Source organism: Corynebacterium amycolatum SK46 (assembly GCF_000173655.1).
GTDB classification, from domain to species: domain Bacteria; phylum Actinomycetota; class Actinomycetes; order Mycobacteriales; family Mycobacteriaceae; genus Corynebacterium; species Corynebacterium amycolatum_A.
The window spans coordinates 44,180-60,948 of sequence record NZ_ABZU01000012.1 but is presented as its reverse complement, the minus strand read 5'-3'; the positions used below and the strand labels follow the sequence as shown (position 1 = coordinate 60,948).

The 16,769-nt window shown below is 59.8% G+C and carries 15 protein-coding genes and 2 pseudogenes; 10 read left to right on the top strand and 7 right to left on the bottom strand.

Annotated features, from left to right (window positions below):
• Positions 1 to 585: 585 nt before the first annotated feature.
• The 5 genes and pseudogenes from CORAM0001_RS11350 to CORAM0001_RS08350 form a co-directional block, all read right to left on the bottom strand.
• A pseudogene (locus tag CORAM0001_RS11350) lies at positions 586 to 735 on the bottom strand (IS3-like element IS3501 family transposase); the annotation flags it as partial.
• 274 nt (positions 736 to 1,009) lie between these two features.
• The gene (locus tag CORAM0001_RS08365) at positions 1,010 to 2,515 is read right to left on the bottom strand and encodes an ABC-F family ATP-binding cassette domain-containing protein (RefSeq protein ID WP_005511339.1); all 1,506 of its coding nucleotides are present in this window, start codon (positions 2,513 to 2,515) and stop codon (positions 1,010 to 1,012) included.
• Positions 2,516 to 2,777: 262 nt separating this feature from the next.
• Positions 2,778 to 3,589: pseudogene (locus CORAM0001_RS11710) on the bottom strand (IS110 family transposase); the annotation flags it as partial.
• A gap of 316 nt (positions 3,590 to 3,905) precedes the next feature.
• A complete protein-coding gene (locus tag CORAM0001_RS08355) occupies positions 3,906 to 4,883 on the bottom strand; it encodes an alpha/beta fold hydrolase (RefSeq protein WP_005511334.1) in 978 nt (325 codons plus the stop codon).
• 94 nt (positions 4,884 to 4,977) lie between these two features.
• Positions 4,978 to 5,478, bottom strand: a complete 501-nt coding sequence (locus CORAM0001_RS08350; RefSeq protein ID WP_005511335.1) for a phage holin family protein — start codon at positions 5,476 to 5,478, stop codon at positions 4,978 to 4,980.
• Positions 5,479 to 5,682: 204 nt separating this feature from the next.
• On the opposite strand from CORAM0001_RS08350, the gene CORAM0001_RS08345 reads away from it, so the two are divergent.
• Positions 5,683 to 6,690, top strand: a complete 1,008-nt coding sequence (locus CORAM0001_RS08345; RefSeq protein WP_005511343.1) for a Fic family protein — start codon at positions 5,683 to 5,685, stop codon at positions 6,688 to 6,690.
• Positions 6,691 to 6,714: 24 nt separating this feature from the next.
• Here CORAM0001_RS08345 and CORAM0001_RS08340 read toward each other — a convergent pair whose 3' ends face one another.
• Positions 6,715 to 7,596 (bottom strand): HAD family hydrolase, encoded by an 882-nt coding sequence (locus tag CORAM0001_RS08340; RefSeq protein WP_005511336.1) that lies wholly within the window; start codon positions 7,594 to 7,596, stop codon positions 6,715 to 6,717.
• A gap of 367 nt (positions 7,597 to 7,963) precedes the next feature.
• Here CORAM0001_RS08340 and CORAM0001_RS11095 point away from each other — a divergent pair, with 367 nt between their 5' ends.
• The 9 genes from CORAM0001_RS11095 (at position 7,964) to CORAM0001_RS08300 (ending at position 14,337) form a co-directional block, all read left to right on the top strand.
• Positions 7,964 to 8,347, top strand: a complete 384-nt coding sequence (locus CORAM0001_RS11095) for a phospholipase A2 (RefSeq protein ID WP_081451121.1) — start codon at positions 7,964 to 7,966, stop codon at positions 8,345 to 8,347.
• A 9-nt stretch (positions 8,348 to 8,356) separates the two neighbouring features.
• Positions 8,357 to 8,749, top strand: coding sequence for a hypothetical protein (locus tag CORAM0001_RS08335; protein WP_040361682.1), 393 nt, complete (start codon positions 8,357 to 8,359; stop codon positions 8,747 to 8,749).
• Between the two features lie 291 nt (positions 8,750 to 9,040).
• Positions 9,041 to 10,417, top strand: a complete 1,377-nt coding sequence (locus CORAM0001_RS08330; RefSeq protein ID WP_244262037.1) for a CpaE-like family protein — start codon at positions 9,041 to 9,043, stop codon at positions 10,415 to 10,417.
• Entirely contained in the window at positions 10,410 to 11,567 is a 1,158-nt protein-coding gene (locus CORAM0001_RS08325; RefSeq protein WP_081451120.1) for a TadA family conjugal transfer-associated ATPase, read from the top strand. The genes CORAM0001_RS08330 and CORAM0001_RS08325 overlap by 8 nt, the downstream gene beginning before the upstream one ends.
• 60 nt (positions 11,568 to 11,627) lie before the next feature.
• The gene (locus CORAM0001_RS08320) at positions 11,628 to 12,500 is read left to right on the top strand and encodes a type II secretion system F family protein (protein WP_005511344.1); all 873 of its coding nucleotides are present in this window, start codon (positions 11,628 to 11,630) and stop codon (positions 12,498 to 12,500) included.
• On the top strand, positions 12,497 to 13,150 hold the full coding sequence (locus CORAM0001_RS08315; protein WP_005511368.1) for a type II secretion system F family protein: 654 nt from the start codon (positions 12,497 to 12,499) through the stop codon (positions 13,148 to 13,150). Before CORAM0001_RS08320 ends, CORAM0001_RS08315 begins: the two co-directional genes overlap by 4 nt.
• Before the next feature lie 206 nt (positions 13,151 to 13,356).
• Entirely contained in the window at positions 13,357 to 13,629 is a 273-nt protein-coding gene (locus tag CORAM0001_RS08310) for a DUF4244 domain-containing protein (RefSeq protein ID WP_005511372.1), read from the top strand.
• Positions 13,622 to 13,975, top strand: a complete 354-nt coding sequence (locus tag CORAM0001_RS08305; protein ID WP_050773635.1) for a TadE family type IV pilus minor pilin — start codon at positions 13,622 to 13,624, stop codon at positions 13,973 to 13,975. The genes CORAM0001_RS08310 and CORAM0001_RS08305 overlap by 8 nt, the downstream gene beginning before the upstream one ends.
• Positions 13,972 to 14,337, top strand: a complete 366-nt coding sequence (locus CORAM0001_RS08300; RefSeq protein WP_040361675.1) for an Rv3654c family TadE-like protein — start codon at positions 13,972 to 13,974, stop codon at positions 14,335 to 14,337. Before CORAM0001_RS08305 ends, CORAM0001_RS08300 begins: the two co-directional genes overlap by 4 nt.
• Here the strand turns inward: CORAM0001_RS08300 and CORAM0001_RS08295 are convergent.
• Positions 14,321 to 16,657 carry a DEAD/DEAH box helicase gene (locus CORAM0001_RS08295; RefSeq protein WP_040361672.1) on the bottom strand — a complete coding sequence of 779 codons (2,337 nt, stop codon included), beginning with the start codon at positions 16,655 to 16,657 and terminating at the stop codon, positions 14,321 to 14,323. The two genes, CORAM0001_RS08300 and CORAM0001_RS08295, sit on opposite strands and share 17 nt — an antisense overlap.
• Positions 16,658 to 16,769 lie beyond the last annotated feature (112 nt).

The following is a 16,769-nucleotide window of genomic DNA, read 5'->3' as shown; positions in this document are numbered from 1 at the left end:
GCCTTGGGTTGCCTCTGGTTGTTGGGGTTTTCTTATGACTGAGGTGTCCTGGGGTTTTAGATGCAGGTTTCTGGTACCGGTATTCCGAAGAATCGGTACTTCCACCTTCCGCGTAGTTGGTACCGGCACAGGGGCCGGGCCGACTGCGGCAACCCGGCTGGATGCAATAACAGTTCGGAGTTAACGGGCGCTGGCCGCGCGCATGTTGAGGTCACCAATGTGGGTTCGGTTGTTCGGTGTCCGCTGTGTTGCAACCAGCTGTTCGACAGTAGTGTTGGCAATGGATCGGTAACGGTTTGGTTGGCCTCTTGGCAACTTAGGACGTGCGGGGCTCTCGGACTGCGCAACGAGATGTTGTCGGCCTGGTATCGCGACAGTGTTGTATCTCGTGGGCAGGGCTCCAGATGGATCGCTCGAAGCAGGAGCTGACGCAGACACAGACAGCATCAGACGACGGTACTTCCAACATCAACTATGAGAGAAAATCGTTTGCAGTTCCGGCTACACAGAAAAACAGGTACCAAATGCGCAGAATCGCGGTACCAACTATCCCGAATCGACATCCTGAGTTTAGTTCCGCATATTTTACGACCCTATGTTGATGGGCTGGGTGTGATAGTAATCGGTTTTTATTTCCTGTGGGGTGGCGTAGCCCAGTGCTTCGTGAAGCCGATTGGTGTCCCCCCAGTACACCCACCGCAAGGTGGCAAGCTCAGCTTCCCCGACCGTCGCCCACAATGCTAAGCGCGTGACATGGCAAAATTACGGCACCTATAGTGACTTCATAAAAACACAGCAGCCTATGCACTTGGCCCCATTTTCAATGATGACCGCTCAAGACGGTGGAAAAATACGACTCAAAGTGACAGCGAGTGCTTTTGAGGGGGGGCACAATGCATGGAATCACGATATCGTCATGGTTCAATTCAAAGAGGCGCTGCCTGAGCACATTCGAGGTGTCAATTACTCGCCCGTTTTCGTGTGCCGACTGACCCATTGCAAAATGCTTTTAAAGCTCGATGGTGCGATCCAGCGAAAGGTTCGAACAGAAGTATTCATCGTGGCTGACGACGAGTAACGCTCCGCGGTAGGCAGAGAGAACGTCGACAAGCCAGTCCACGGTGGGGATATCCAAGTTGTTAGTCGGCTCGTCAACCAGCAGGAACTGCGGTGCGGGGGACGCAAGCAGCACGCGCGCGCACTCGACGCGGAACCGCTCGCCTCCGGAAAGTTGCCTCACCGGTGCGTGGACACTGTCATTCTGGAACAACAGTTGCGCCAGCTTGTCGCGGATAAGCTGCAGGTCAGCCTGCGGATTGCTTTCCGCGACCAGCTCCCACACACTCTTTTCCGCCGGCAATGTGATGCGTTGGCGTAGGTAGCCGCAGGGCAGCGCATAGTCGACTTCGCCGCTGGCAATCCGATTGAGAAACGTAGTTTTTCCCGACCCATTGGCACCGGCGAGTCGAACACGTTCGGGGCCGACGATTGTCAACATCTCGCTGTCCAGAACGCGCGTGGCATTGGGAAGGCTGGTATCGGGAAGCTCGATGTGAACGTGAGTGTCCTCCCGCAACCTAAGCTGCGCCAAGTCATAACTTGCCCGAGCTTGTGACACCGAGGCTGCGGCATCACTGGCACGCTTGGCTGACGAGACCTGAGATCGGTTCTTATCGTTTCCCATGGCCATGCCGGGCTTGCGTTTGGAGGTAGCGAACTTTCTCCCACGGCGGGCGTCACGGGCGAGCCGTGTCTGCATCTCGGCACGTTGTCGAACTTCCTTGTGATAGGAGGCTCTGGCCTCACTTACTTCCGCCCGCACGGCTTCCTGTTCGTGGTCGATGGTTTGACGGTAGTGCTCAAAGTTTCCGCTAAACATACGTAATGAGCCGTGATAGAGCTCAGCGATCTCGTCAGCGTGGTTGAGCAGCTCCCGATCGTGCGAGATGACCACCATGGGCACCTGGGAAGCGTCAATCATATGTAGGAGGCGCTCCTTGGCGGCGGCGTCGAGATTGTTCGTGGGCTCATCAAGAACAATCATCTCTGGTTGGGAGAAAAACAACGCCGTCAGCGCCACAGCGACTGCCTCTCCTCCCGACAGGCTGCCGACGCTGCGAGTAAGAGAAAAATTCAATTCCGACGCGCTAAGGGCGGCCTGAATCCGTTCCTTTAGATCCCAGTTGTCAGCAACGATGTCCGCGAGTTCCTCGGAGTAGTTGCCCGCTTCGATCTCCGCTATGGCATCTAAGATCTCGCGGGCTTTAAATACATCTGCGATGGTGTCGGTCACTTTGAGCCCTAAATCTTGGTCAAGGTAACCGATTTTAGGGGCCTCCACCGTGCCAGAAGTGGGTTGATAGATGCCGGCCAATACCTTAGCGAGGGTCGATTTTCCTGAGCCATTAGCGCCCACAAGACCGGTGAAAGGCGCAGTGAATGTAGCGCTTAAGTCTGAAAAACAAGGAGTGCCGTCTGGCCAGGCAAAAGAGAGGTGGGAAAAAGAAATAGGCATGCCAAGTTCCGCCTTCGAGTCAACGATGAATAAGAGCGCGTCGAATTAGGAACGAATCTTCATAGGCCGAAACTGTACTTCAAACCAATCTGAGCGTCAAAGCTCACCAACTGTAAAAGCGCGCATGATGGTCTACTGGGGGTGGCCCTATGTTTTTGTCAAGCCCCAATCGGAGTTCTTAGGTGAAACTCTTGGGGATGGGTTCTAGGCACGGTTTATTGAGCCCATCAATTGGTGTTGGTGGGACTGATTGCTGCTCGACTTAAACTGCTACTGATTGTTTGGTAGGTGCGTTTCGGTAGAATTCCTTGTTTTGAGCATGGCGTAGATGACGTTACATCTACGTCTGGATAGGCACATGAGTGGGGCGCATTGTGGCGTTTGCCTTTTGCTCTTTTGCGCCCGTAGTAGGTTCGGGACGTTTCGTGGCTTCGCATGGCAGCAAACGCTTCAGTAGAACAGAGCATTTTTCAGTCGCTTGTTTCCTGTATTGGATGGGAACTCACCTCGCATTGATGAGCCTGATCTTCGTGTCACAGGCGCAATTCCTGCATAGGCGGTCAGATGACCAGAGAATGCGAAGTGGGATCCATCACCGATGGAAAGCGGCATCTGCGCTGCGGTCTTGATGCCGATTCCCGGCATGCTGGATCCAAGACCTCGGAGGCAGGAAAATCCTCCAGCATGTCCCCGACCTGGCTGGTGATAGTTTCGCGTTGGGCTTTTAGTGCTTTAATGTTGGCTGTCAGCGAGAACACGCTCCAGGCTGGGGTAGATTTGGGTGAGCACGCTGCGTAGCCGGTTGACGGTTCTGGTGCAGTCACGAGGTATGTCATCGTCAAAGCCGGATAGCATCTTGAGGGCTGAGAGTACTTCGCTGTTTCGACCAACCGACCGCAGGGTGTGCGGCATTGTTCGTGCAGTATCGGCGATGATGAAGGCGTCGCGATTGTCGGTTTTCGCCTGTACAGGGTAGGGATTCGTGGCTTTTCGCATGGCCAAGCCTGGTGAGTAGCCGACCTGGCAACCGCGTTGGCGGGCAACCGCAATGGGTAGCGCTCCGATGGTGTTGGGATTTGCCTACATCTAGGCCAAGGAAAATGTCGATGGGAGTATCCTGCGACATGGATGGTTCCTAGGGGGAAACGTGGTGGATTTGCCAGTCGCTGGTGTCATGGCATTCGTGGAGCACACCCACGTCTACATTGAGACCTGGAGATTCCGGCTGCGTCCCTATTAGCTGTCATCGAATGTCCTGGTGCCGGGTGGCACTACTCCCGGATTATTGAAACTACAGGGCGATTAAGTCATGCCCAGCCCAGCGACTATCCCCATTATCGGGGATGACTTCAAGGTAACGGGGCAGGTAGAGGGCTAAAAGGCCCGATCCTTAAGACCCCTCCGGCAACCAGTGCAGGTGATCCCTGATTGCCTGCACCACAGCCTGCGGTTTCTCTACCGGCAGGAAGTGCCCACAGCCCGGGATGACGCGCACATGGGTGGAGCTGAGCTTCACCAGCGCACGTGGGGTACGAGTGTCCTGCTCGCCGACGAGCAGCACCGTGTGCTCATCGCTTGTCGACGACCCCTCCATCGCACCCAACCACTTGCGGAAAGCGACCGGAGCCGGTCGCGTCCACCAATTCATGTGTGCCAGTGCAGGACGGAGTGCCCCACTGGCCAGGCTGTCAGCCATGAGTTCCGCGGTCTGTTTTCCCTTGGGGGCCTCGGCAAACCCCTGCCCGGTGGTGGACATGGACTCGCGCACGATGCGGTCAATGAGCCGCTGCTGGCGAGCCTCAGCCGCCTGTGTGCTGAACTTATTGCGACGCAACCTTGGTACTCGCGGTCGCGAGTCCCACCACGAACGGCGCAGCAGCGGAGCCAGGCTACTGCGGAAGTCCTCCGACCACGGGCTCTTCAACTGGTTGAGCCACACTTTCGGATGCGCAGCACCACAACCAATGATTCCGGCAACAAGGTTTGGCTGTCGCGAAGCCAACGTCCACGCCACCCACGTGCCGAACCCCTGGCAGACCAGCAGCGCGGTCGAGTGCCCCAACGAGCGAATCGACGAGGCGATGTCCTGGGCCGCCTCAAACGGGTCGTAGCCTTGCGGTGTTCGGTCGGACTGGCCGTAGCCACGCATGGAAATAGCCACAGCGTGCACGGGGAGGGGGTCTCCCGAGTCGTCGTTAAGCAGTGGCAAAACCTCGCGCCATTCAAACCAACCGCCAGTCGAGCCGTGAATAAACAACACGAGCGGGTCGGAGGGGCGGCCGCACTCGGCGATGTGTAGGCGCTGGCCGCGGACGTGAATGAGACGATGACGCCAGGGGCCAGTGAGAGAATCGCTGAGGGAGGTCATGAGGCGAAAATACCTTATCCGAAGGGCTTAAACCGGGACTGAATAAGACAAAAGGGTGAGACCAACAAAGTCCCGCCCAATTTCTTTCAAGCCTTTAGGTGTACATACCGTTCGGCTGCGAAGACTTCTTCGCCGACCCCGACGGCACGACCCCCTTCAGCTCCTGCATCGACTCGATGGTCTTCTCCGGCTTGCGGATCGACTTGACCTTCTTCAGACCCAGCAGTGCTGCGACACCGGCGATGACCAGCATCAGAACGAAAACGATGAGGAACGCAGCCCAGGTTGGCAGCCAAACATCCAGCAGCCAGCCGAGGAAGAAGAAAAAGAAGAACGAGGAGTACAGCGCGACGACGCCGGCAACCGCGAAGAAGCCACCGCCAACTGCGCCTTTCTTAGCCTCGCCAGCAATTTCAGCCTTGGCCAGCTCAATCTCAGAGCGAACCAGAGCGGAAATCTGCGAAGAAGCATTAGACACGAGCTGGCCGACGCTAGCATCGCCCGAAGCGTTGCTATCCACATCACTCAGCGGGATAGCGGTAACACGCGGTTCGGTGCCGTCGGTAAAGAGACCCTTCGTATCGTCGTTGCTCACGTGTACTTCCTCCTACGCAGATGGTTGGAAAAGATGGTTTGAAACTTTAAAACTGCAGTTACAAACTGCCATACTACCTCTGATTGTGGGTAGAGCGCGCCATAAGGGCGAAAAAGCCAAGAACTCGTTGAAGTTTTTCTCATCTTTGACCATTTCTATATAAGTTTGTCACTTACTTAGCGGTGAAGAATTAGGGTGTGGGATATGAACAATCAGCCTGAGAACGTGCGTGGAGCCGATGGAGTTGGTGCCGGTGCTAGCAATGGTGTTGGCAATGGCGCCGGTGCCGGAAAGAGTGGCCTAGCTGGCATGAGCCTGGGTGTGTCCTCCGTGTCGGCGAAGAAGCGCGCAGAGCGTGAGGCAGCGCAGGCGAAGGCATCTGAATCGGGTGCCGGTGGCGCTGACAGTGCTCCCGCCGCTGCTATTCCGCAGCTTGACCCCAAAGACCCCCTCGCGCCGCTGTGGCAGCTCGACGGCGTTGCGCACGCGGCAGATGTCGCGGCCAAGGCTATCCAGGCCGTCCACAGGCACAAGGCCAACCTGCGCAAGCACAACGTCACCGGCTCCGAGTCGGTCCTGCGTGGCGCTCGGGCATCGGCGTGGCTAGAAGGCGGCGAGCCATCGCTTCCCGACGACGGCAACATCACCGACCCCGTGCTCGCAGCAGCCCTGCGGGTTGCCGACACCATTTCCCCCGAGTCGATTGGTGAGACCACTCGCGTGTGGCAGCGCGCTCCGCAGCAAGTGCTGGCCAAGTTTGCGTTGAACGCATCGCCCGCAGGTGAGACTGAAGACGGTTCCGAAGCGCGGATGAAGGCCGGCCGTCCGGTCGGTGACGACAAGCTCTCGTCTGCGATGAAGGAGCAGCGTCTGCACGTGCTCGGTGACTTCATCACTGGCCGCAGTCAGGTCCACGCTGGTGTGCTCTCGGCGATTGTGCACGGTGAGCTGCTGACTCTGCGTCCATTCGAGTACCACAACGGCATCATCGCCCGCGCCGCCTCGCGGCTGACAACTGTCGCAACCGGCCTGGATCCGCGTGGCTTGGCCGTGCCCGAGGTCTACTGGACTCGCCACCGTCAGGAGTATTTCGAGGCCGCAGAGGGGTTCGCGTCGGGAAGCGCCGATGGCCTGCGTGCGTGGATTCTCCTGCACCTGGAGGGGCTGAAGGCCGGTGCCGTGGAAGCACGCGGTATCGCCGAAGCTGTGTAGGCGGGCCGGCTGCCGGATGGTGGGTTATTCGGCCTTTGACTCGTCGTCGTTTTTGCGCAGTGCCAACAGCGTCGCACCTGCGCCAAGCGCCAGTGTGACGCCGGCAAGAATTGCAGCATTGCGTTTCGACGGCGCGCGAAACAGCGGGACGGGATTCCGGAATTGGCGCACAGGCCACTCCCGCTCTGTCGCGATCTTGCGCAGAGCGCGATCGGGATTGACCACAACGGGATGGCCGACTGCAGCCAGCATGGGCTCATCAGTGATGGAATCCGAGTATGCGAAGCATTCGGCCAGGTCGAACTGGCGCTTTTCCGCTATCCGACGCATTTGCACGGCCTTGTTTTCGCCTCGGCAGAAGAACTCCGTTTCACCCGTGAAGAGCCCATCGCGGACCTCCAGCTCGGTGGCCACCACGTTGTAGACACCGAGCGCCTGCGCAATGGGCTCAACAATCTGCCGAGCCGAAGCCGAGATAATGAACACCTGATGCCCCTGTGCGCGGTGTTCACGAATGAGCTCCAATGCCTCGGCGTAGATGTACGGCGTGATGTTCTGCTCTAGGGTTTCGATGGCGACCTGGCGCAGCTCCCTGGCGCTGTGACCAGCGATAAGGGCGGAAAACTGCTCGCGGGTGGCCTCCATTTGCGCCTCATCGTGCCCCTGCGACATGTACAGGGCGTGGCTGAGCGCCATTTGCAGCATGTCCGTCGGCGAAATGATGCCGCGCTCGAGGAATTGCTTGTTGAACGCATATGCCGAGCTCTTGGCAATAATGGTTTTATCCAGGTCAAAGAACGCAGCGACGCGAGCGTCAGCGGTGGCGGGGGCATCTTCCGTGATGCGTGTGTCCGTAGAAACGTGCGGCTGCGGCGTTGTTGAAGCCTTGTTCTCGCCGGTGTTCATAGACTCTGAGCTTACCCATGGATGTCGGGCTCGTGGAGAGCATTATGAGTGTTTAACTGCTGGGTGGGGGACTGGGGGGCTGGGGCAGTCCGGTTGGGGCGGTGGCCTTCGGGGCAGCGCGATTAATCGAGGAGACGTGACATCGAACATATTGGGCATTAAATCCTTTAAAAGGTATTTGCAGATTCCTCGGGATATGTAATACTTGGACGTGGCTGGCCCCTTCTAGTTCTTTTTAGAAACAGACTGCGAGGCCGCCCCGGCTCAATCCCCCCCCGAGCCGGTTAAAGACGCCTCGCGCCAATCCCCCCCCCGGCGCGGGGCGTCGCCCCCTTTTTGGCCCAATGTTGAGGGGGATGTAGTAAAAATGCGGGCTGCAAATGTGAAACTGTGCGAGTTTATGACACTACCGGATCATATGCAGCCTGGAGATGATGCAAAACTGTACAAGGGGCGACATGACTGGTGTACCTCATCTCCTGACCAACCTGGTGTGGATTTCAGAGGCCCCTGCGCCCGCCACGACATGTGCTATGACGCTAATCCAAATGCCGTACCTACCGTAAAAAGTGAGGGCAAAATGAACTGTGACGAGGAGTTTCGTAGCAACTTGTATGCCAACTGCAACGAGAAGTACGCTACCGATCCTGACTCCGCGCTCGATTGTCGACGTACTGCGGATGGATACGTCTTTGCCGTTGAACAAAACGGTGGAAAGAGCGGAAACCCCAAGCCGCCAATCTTTAACTAAGGCTTAAGTATGGAACATTCGAATAAAAAACTCATATACCAAGTCGGTTACCCATTTGCACTGCTCGGATCTGCTGCCTGCGTTGCGCTAATTCCATCTCCAGAACGGGGCACCGGAATCATACTCGCTTACGCTTTAGCGTTAGCTATTCAAGTGGTGTGGCTGCTTTTGTTCTTCTCCGACCGGTCAAGCGGAAGGACGTTGTACACAAAATTCGCTGTAGCTGTTAACGTCTTAGCCTTGATTTTGGCCGCCATTGCTATAGTTGCCTATTCGATTAATGGTGAAGTCTTTGGAATTAACTTAGACTTGGCTTTCGGTCCCCCGGTAGCCGCTTTTATTGCTGTCGTTTTGCTACTCCTGTTGGTAATTGGAGCAGTAACCAGAGTTTTTCGAAAGTAGTTTATTCTTCTAGCCCCCTCTCAACCCCGCATGAATCCCTCATGTGGGGTTTTCCGGGTTAATAGACAAAAGGGGATGCGGATGGAATCCTCCAAGATTCCATCCGCATCCCCTTTTGTCACTTAACCCAACGCAGTCACTAACTTGTATTGGCCAGGCCGCGCAGCAGTCATAAGACCAGGGCAACGTAGCGTTCGGCAGTTATCCACAGTTTGAAAACTATCCACAGACAGCGAGGTTTTGGCCTCTTGCGAGCATCATTGAATCCGCCTTTTAGTGCACGCTATGGCCATGGCAATCAAGAAACTGTCCATGGCTCCGCGAACCGAGGCTCCAGCAAATCCAGTAGTCAACGCTGTCGATGATGAAGCGCTGCGTGAAGAGGTCGCACTCATAGTTGCTGCTACCGGTCGTGACTGTGTGCAAGAGACCATGCCACCTGTGGCTGCAGCGCCAGTGGCCGCACAAGCATTGACATCGTCGCCAGCATCACCACCAGTATCAGCCACAGCGTCAGTGCCCGCATCGACCGGAGCGGGAATTTCATCGGCCCTGTGGCGTCGGGCACCAGCGGTGTTCGTTGATGCGTCGGCAGCCCGAAGATTAGCCGGGCGGCCTCATTGCGAGGGAGCAATCTTTCTGGTCCGCAGTGATACTGAGGCGGAAGATACGCAGGTGGCGAAGGTTTTAGCTCCTGTTTACAGCGCCAGTTTGCCTGCGGATAACGTCGATATTGTCGAACTGCTCGGCCGAACCGAGGTACGCCCGAATGGCCCGAGGCTCTCCGATTTCCAACACACCCCAGCGTCACCTGCGAGCGCAGACGTGATTACAGCACCAGGTACAGAACCCGTACCGAACGTGCCAGCAACTACAACCGATTCCACGGCAACGTGCCTGATGTTGGTTCCTGCGGTCGGCGGTGCCGGTGCTTCCATTACGGCGGCAGCGAGTGCATTGGTTCTTTCCCGCGAAAGGCCCATCTGCTTGGTGGACGCAGATGCGCTGGCGGGAGGTATTGATCTGGTGCTCGGGATGGAAACGGAACCGGGGCTGAGGTGGCAAGACTTCTCGGCTGCTGATGGCCGTCTCGACGGGGCGGCACTTTACGAAGCACTGCCATCCTGCCCGCGATCACCCGCGCTGAAAGTGTTGACGTGGACCCGCAGTCGCACGCCCGAGACGGCTTACAACCACGCCTCGGCGGCCACCAAATTCGACAGTGCCGACAGACTCGGCAGAACCGACAGACCCGACGATGTTCGACACATTGCCAGCACCATTAGTTGCCTTATTCATGCCGGAATTACGGTCATCGTGGACTGCCCGAAGCAAGTGGAGTACGTCACCACTCTCGGCGCGCTTGCCGATGACACCGTCATCATCCTGCCCACCTCTGTCCGAGCTATCGCAGCCGGTGGACACCTGGCCAGCGTCTGTGCACAGGCAGGATTCACGCCAAGTCTTGCGGTTCGGCACCAGCAGCACCGCGATATCAGTGTCGAAGAGGTTGAGTACGCGCTCGATCTGCCCATTGCTGGTGAGATTGAGTACTGCAAGAAAGTAGCTCACGAGATAGATGTGGGCGGGCTCGCTGGGGCCGTCGGCAAGCTGACGCGGGGATTGGAAGCGATGTTTGCCCTTGTCGGCGGTGGTGGCGATGGATGATGTCAGGCTGTTGGCGGCGGTGCGGACGGCGCTTGCGGAGCGGCCTGGGGTGGCATCGCATAGCGAGGTCGCCGACATCATTCGCGCGGAGACCGCGGGGGTTGTCTCCGATGTGAAGGTGTTGGAGATTCTGCGCACAATTCGTGAGGAAACAGTGGGCGCGGGCGTGTTGGATGCGCTGTTGCGCCGCCCGGGTGTCAGCGATGTGCTGGTCACCGCGCCCGGCGAGGTCTGGGTCGATGCCGGCAACGGACTGGAGCTGGCCGAGATTTCCTTCGCGGACGAGGGCGAGGTGCGCGCGTATGCGGTGCGGCTCGCGTCGCGGTGCGGACGAAGGCTTGACGACGCGCAACCTTGGGCCGACGGCCATATTCCTGGTGGTGTCGGCGGCTGTGGTGTGCGAGTTCATGCGGTGCTTTCACCACCGTCGGCGACCGGCACTCAGATTAGCCTGCGGGTGCTGCGTCCGGCTCGTCGCGGGCTTGCGGAGTTGTGCGATGTCGGGCTGTTTCCACCGGAGATTCTGCCGGTGTTGCGGGGAATCGTGGCGGGACAGCTGTCGTTTATTGTCGCCGGAGGCACGGGTGCGGGAAAGACGACGCTATTGGCGGCGATGCTCTCAGAAGTTAATCCTGATCAGCGCATTGTGTGCATCGAGGACACTCCGGAGTTGCAACCGCAGCATCCGCATGTGGTGAAGCTGGTGACCAGAGCCGCCAACTTGGAGGGGGCCGGTGCGATTGGGCAGCAGGAGTTGCTGAAGCAGGCGTTGCGCATGCGTCCCGACCGCATTGTCGTCGGTGAGATTCGTGGTGCCGAAGTGGTGGATCTGCTGGCTGCGTTGAACACGGGGCATCGCGGTGGGGCGGGGACAATTCACGCCAACCGGATTGGGGATGTCGTCGCGCGCTTTGAGGCTTTGGGGCTGATCGGTGGCCTTGGTCGCGCTGGGTTGCATGCGCAGTTGGTCTCTGCGGTGCAGGTGGTGTTGGTGGTCGAACGCGCTGATGTTCGCCGGCTGGCACAGATCGGGCTGCTGTGCGGTAACCCACCGGAGGTGGTGGAGGTTTGGACTGCTCGGGACGGGCCGGGGTCGGGGTGGGAAACGTTGCAGAAGTTGCTGGTCGGCAGGGAACAGTCGGTGGAATAACCCGGGGGAAAGTCAGGGGATTAGACGGGGAGATTAACAGCTATGGGGGAGGGATTTAGCGTGACCGTACTCATTGGGGGCGCGGCTGCGGCAGTCGCTATCTGGCCGGACAGCTCGGCGGCGGTGCGCTCGCGAGCGCTGGCAGGCCGTGCCCGTGAGGTGTCCTGTGGACTGAAGTGGTTGCAGCGCATGATTGGACTTGGGGCTGGTTCCACGGGGTCGAGTGCCGCAAGCACTGGCAGTGCGAATAGAGCTGCAGGGCTATCAATCCTCATCGTTGCAGGCCCGGCACTTGTGTTGCTGTGGCTCGCCGGGATTCCAGGTGTCATCGCCGGGCTATTGCTGGGCCGCACCGCAGGGGCCGTAGTGCGCGCTGTGGGGGAGAGGCGCTGTGAACGTCGGGAAGCGGACAGCGCTGCGGTAGCGCTGGAAACCTTGACCGCGCAGTTGCGCGCAGGTGCGGCGGCCTCAAGAGCGCTCAACGCGGCAGCAGCGGAAGTGCGCAGGGCAGAGGACATGACTGTGTTGGCCGATCATCTTGCGCACGCGGCGCACCGCGCGAACTTCGCCGACCCGTGGGAGACCGAAGAGTCTTCGGAGCAACTGCGTCGGATTGGGCGTATGTGGACGGTGGCGCAGCAACATGGTCTAAGTTTGGCCGGGTTACTGGACTGTGCGCGGGGTGATCTGCAGGCTCGTCAGGCACATCGCTCACAGACATCGGCCGCGCTGGCGGGACCACGCATGACGATTGCCATTTTGGCTTCGCTCCCAGTCTTCGGGCTGATTATGGGGCAAGCTTTCGGAGCGTCCCCCTTCGAGTTCCTCAGCCGCGGTATCGGAGGAATTGTGCTGGTCATCGGTGTCGGGCTGGTGTGCGCGGGCATCGAATGGGCCGTCGCCATCATCGATCGTGCGGAGGCCGGACAATGATTGCCGCCGCACTTCTCATCGCCGCCTACCTCTGCTTGCCGACATTCAATCCCGTCCGCAGCCGACTGCCCGAATTGGTAGCCGAGTCGGATGCTCGTACGCGAGGAAGCGTGCGCCGGCAGGTGACCAGTCGGGTGGCGCAGATTGCCGCACAGGTGAGGGAACGTGTGCGAACTGTCATTGGCGGTGAGCGCATCAGCCCGGCTGTGCTGCTCGATGCCGCGGCGGCCCTCGACATCATTGGTGCTTGTTTGAGCTCCGGTATGCCATTGTCCCAGGCCATGGAAGCAGCCGCCGATGGCGCAAACCCTGAGCTGGCCGAGCCACTTCGACAGTGTTCCGCCAGGTTAGCTGTGGGCGCGCACTCGGCTTGGGACAGTCTTGCTGCCACGCCCGCGCTCGAGCCTCTGGCGACGGCTGGGCGCCGCGCAAGCGAATCCGGCACCGTTCTGGCGCAGGCATTGGAGGACACCGCTGCCACATACCGCAGTCAAGCGCACGATGCGGCGCAAGCCGTCGCTGAAAAGGCTGGTGTCCTCATTGCCGGGCCGCTGGCATTGTGCTTTCTACCCGCGTTTGTGGTGCTGGGATTGGTGCCCACAATCGCCGGGCTTGCCGACGAAATGTTTGCAGGACTGATGCCGTCATGAAGCTCGGACAGTTCTGCGCCCAGCTTCGCGCGCTGGCACGCGCCGGATGCAGTGCTGGTTGCGCTTTCGGTTGCGTTCTCGCTTGTGCACGCGGGCCACCTGCCACGCTGCAATCCACCATGCGTCAACGCGGGTCAACGCGCGTCAATGCACATCACACCTCACAACTGACCTGTCACTCGACATCCACATAGGGGGAAACATTCATGACCACTCAAAACTCCAACCGTCCAACCAATGTTCCAACCAATCTTCCAACCAATCCGCTGACCGCTGCACAGTCCCAGCTGCGCTCGTATTTGCACAAGCGTCTGCACGCTCTGGCAACTGAGGAAAACGGCATGTCAACCGTGGAATATGCTTTGGGAACGATCGCGGCCGCCGCTTTCGGGGCCCTGCTTTACACCGTCGTGACCGGCGGGGATATCACCCAGGCGCTCACCGACATCATCGAAAGGGCGCTCAACACCGATGTCTAGCCGCATCCGCTCTACGCTTCATCGCCTGTGCGTCGGCGACGAAGGCCAAACCACGGTAGAAACCGCTTTCGGTCTCGCGGCACTGGTCACGGTCATGGTCACGGCTTTGTCAGGGCTGGTCACCATCGCAATGTACCTAGGGCTTACCGACGCAGCCGGAGCCATCGCACGGGCTGAGGCGCGGGGCGATGCGGAGACAGTAGCCGAGCTCCGCGCCGACGCGGATGGACAGGTCGCGATATCGGAAACCTCCGGTACCGTGCGCGTGACCATTCGGCGCTCAGCGGGGCCATTTTCGCTGGAAGCACGTGCGGTCGCACTGCGGGAAAGAGTGGCATCGTCATGAGAAACGTGACAGCCCGCCTTCTTCGCGAAGAAGAAGGTTCCACCACAGTCGCAGCCGCACTGTTCATCGCCGCTTTCGTCGTTCTGACTTTGGTTGGAGTTACAACCGGGGTGAGGGTGGTGCAGGCTCGGCAGGCAGCGGTAGCAGCGGATCTGGCCGCGGTGGCCGGCGCCGTGGCTGCGCAAGAGAGCGACGACGCCTGCAAAGCTGCGGGGTCAATCGCAAAATCTAACCACGCACGCCTTGTGGCTTGCGAGATTGATGGGGAGGACGTGCAGGTCAGCGTCCAACGAAAGGAGAGAAAAGCCACGTCCAGGGCAGGGCCGGCAGCGGTGGAGGATGCTGCTACTGGCCGTCGTTAAGCGCGCGAGAGACCCCACTGAGCACCTTGATTGCGCCGGCCTTGTCCAACGGATCGTTGCCATTGCCGCACTTGGGCGACTGGATGCACGATGGGCAGCCAGATTCGCACTCGCAGGCAGCGACAGCATCGCGGGTCGCGCGAACCCACTGAGCGAAGGCCTCGTAGCCGCGGTCGGCAAACCCCGCACCACCAGGGTGCCCGTCGTAAACAAAAACGGTGGGCTGCTGGGTATCGGCGTGCATGACCGTGGAAACACCGCCGATATCCCAGCGGTCGCAGGTGGCAATCAAGGGCAGCATGCCGATAGCCGCGTGCTCGGCTGCGTGGAGAGCCCCCGGCGCGATGTCGGAGCCCACACCCCACGAGCGCAGGGTGGACTCGGGCATTGTGTAAGCCACGGCGCGCGTGACCAAACGCTGCGGAGGGTAGTCAAGTTCAACACTGTCGAGAATCTCGCCGGTATCCAGACGACGAAGATAGGAGGTGACCTGGTGAAAGACCTCGACCTGGCAGGAAGCGACCTGTAGGCCCTGGTAGTGGCGCATATCGTCAACGTCCAGAATGCGGATGGTGGTGTCCATGCGCGAGCTGGTGGAATAGCGCGGCTGCTCGGGGTGGACCAGGGCGACGAGGCTGTCGAAGTCCAGCTGGTCGACAAGATAGGACTCACCGCGGTGCAAGTAGACGGCACCGTCGTGGACCTGCTGCATCGCACGGCCTAGATCGATGGTGCCAAGCAGTCGACCATCGGTCTGGTCGACGATGGCTACTTCCTGGCCATCGCCGCCGCGGACGTTCACGGCGTCGTGGGCAGTGGCAATGCGCGGCCCCTCATCGCGGTCGGTCGGGTAGTAGACGGGTTCTTGTCCTTCCCAGGTGCGCTTGCGCAACCAGCCCGCTGACACCATATCTTCGGCTACGGGTAGGGTTCCCCATGCCTGAAGCTGGCTGGTGGTGACGGGTTTCTCCACAGCCGCGCAGTAGAGGTGTGACCACACCACATGCGGGTTGCGGGGATCGAAGACGGTCTTCTCCACCGGCCGGCCCAACAGCGCGGAAGGGTTGTGGACCAAGTAAGTGTCCATGGGATCATCGCGAGCCACCAACACCACCAGCGCGCCCTGACCACGACGGCCCGCGCGGCCGGCCTGCTGCCAGAACGAAGCCACCGTGCCCGGGAAACCGGCCTGCACCACCGCGTCGAGGCCACCGACGTCAATGCCCAGCTCCAGTGCATTGGTGGTGGCTACACCAAGCAGGGTGCCGTCATCGAGCATGCGCTCGATGTCGCGGCGTTCTTCGGCCAGGTAGCCGGCACGGTAAGACTCGATGCGTTCGGCGATATCGCTGCGGCGGCGCTTCTCCAGGCGCTCGCGCACGCCGAGCGCTACCTTCTCGGCACTGCTCCGCGAACGGGTGAAGGTCAGGGTGCGGGCGCCCTCGACGAGCAGGTCGGCCATGATATCTGCGGCCTCTGTCGGGGCGGGGCGGCGCACGGGGGCACCGTTCTCACCTTGGAGATCAGGGAGCAGGCCGGGTTCCCACAGGGCGATAGTCCGCTCACCGACTGGGGCGCCGTCTTCGGTGACGGCCTCGACAGGCTCGCCAATGAGACGACGAGCCTGGTCAGCAGGGTCGTTGGTTGTCGCAGAGGCAAAAATCACGGTTGGCGAGGCGCCATATTCCCGGGACAGCCGCAGGAGGCGACGCAGAATTTGGGCGACGTTGGCGCCGAATACACCTCGATAGGCGTGGCATTCGTCGACGACGATATAGCGCAGGTTGCGCAGCATCCGCGTCCACCGAACATGATTGCCGAGGACCGAAACATGCAGCATATCGGGGTTGGTAAACACCCAACGGGCATGGTCGCGAATCGCGCGCCGGGCGTCTTGCGGGGTGTCGCCGTCGTAAAGCGAAATCAGCGAGCTCAGCGACACCGGTGCCATCGCGCGTGCAGTGTCCAGCTGATCGGCGCCCAGCGCCTTGGTCGGGGAGAGGTACAGCGCGGTGGCCGCGGGGGTGGCGGACAGTTCTGTGAGCACGGGCAGCAGATAGCCGAGCGATTTACCCGACGCCGTGCCCGTCGCGACGACGCAGTGCACGCCCTCGCGGGCGAGGTTCGCGGTTGCTGCCTGATGAGTCCACAGGTTCTCAATTCCGCGATCTACCAGCACTTCTTTCAGCCAGCCCGGCACCCACTCAGGCCAAGGTGCGGTCACGCCAGCGCGTGCAGGAAGATCCGCAATGTGCGTCACCGTCGCCCGCGGATGCGCACGAATAACCGGCCCCAGCAGCTCCCGTCCAAATGACTCCACCGACACCACCCTTTCCTATAAACGCGCACTTCATATGCTTGACGACGCTTCCTGCCAGCCACATTTTCGCTATTCGGCAACCCAGTTTCTCCGAACCCCGAACACGGGTTTA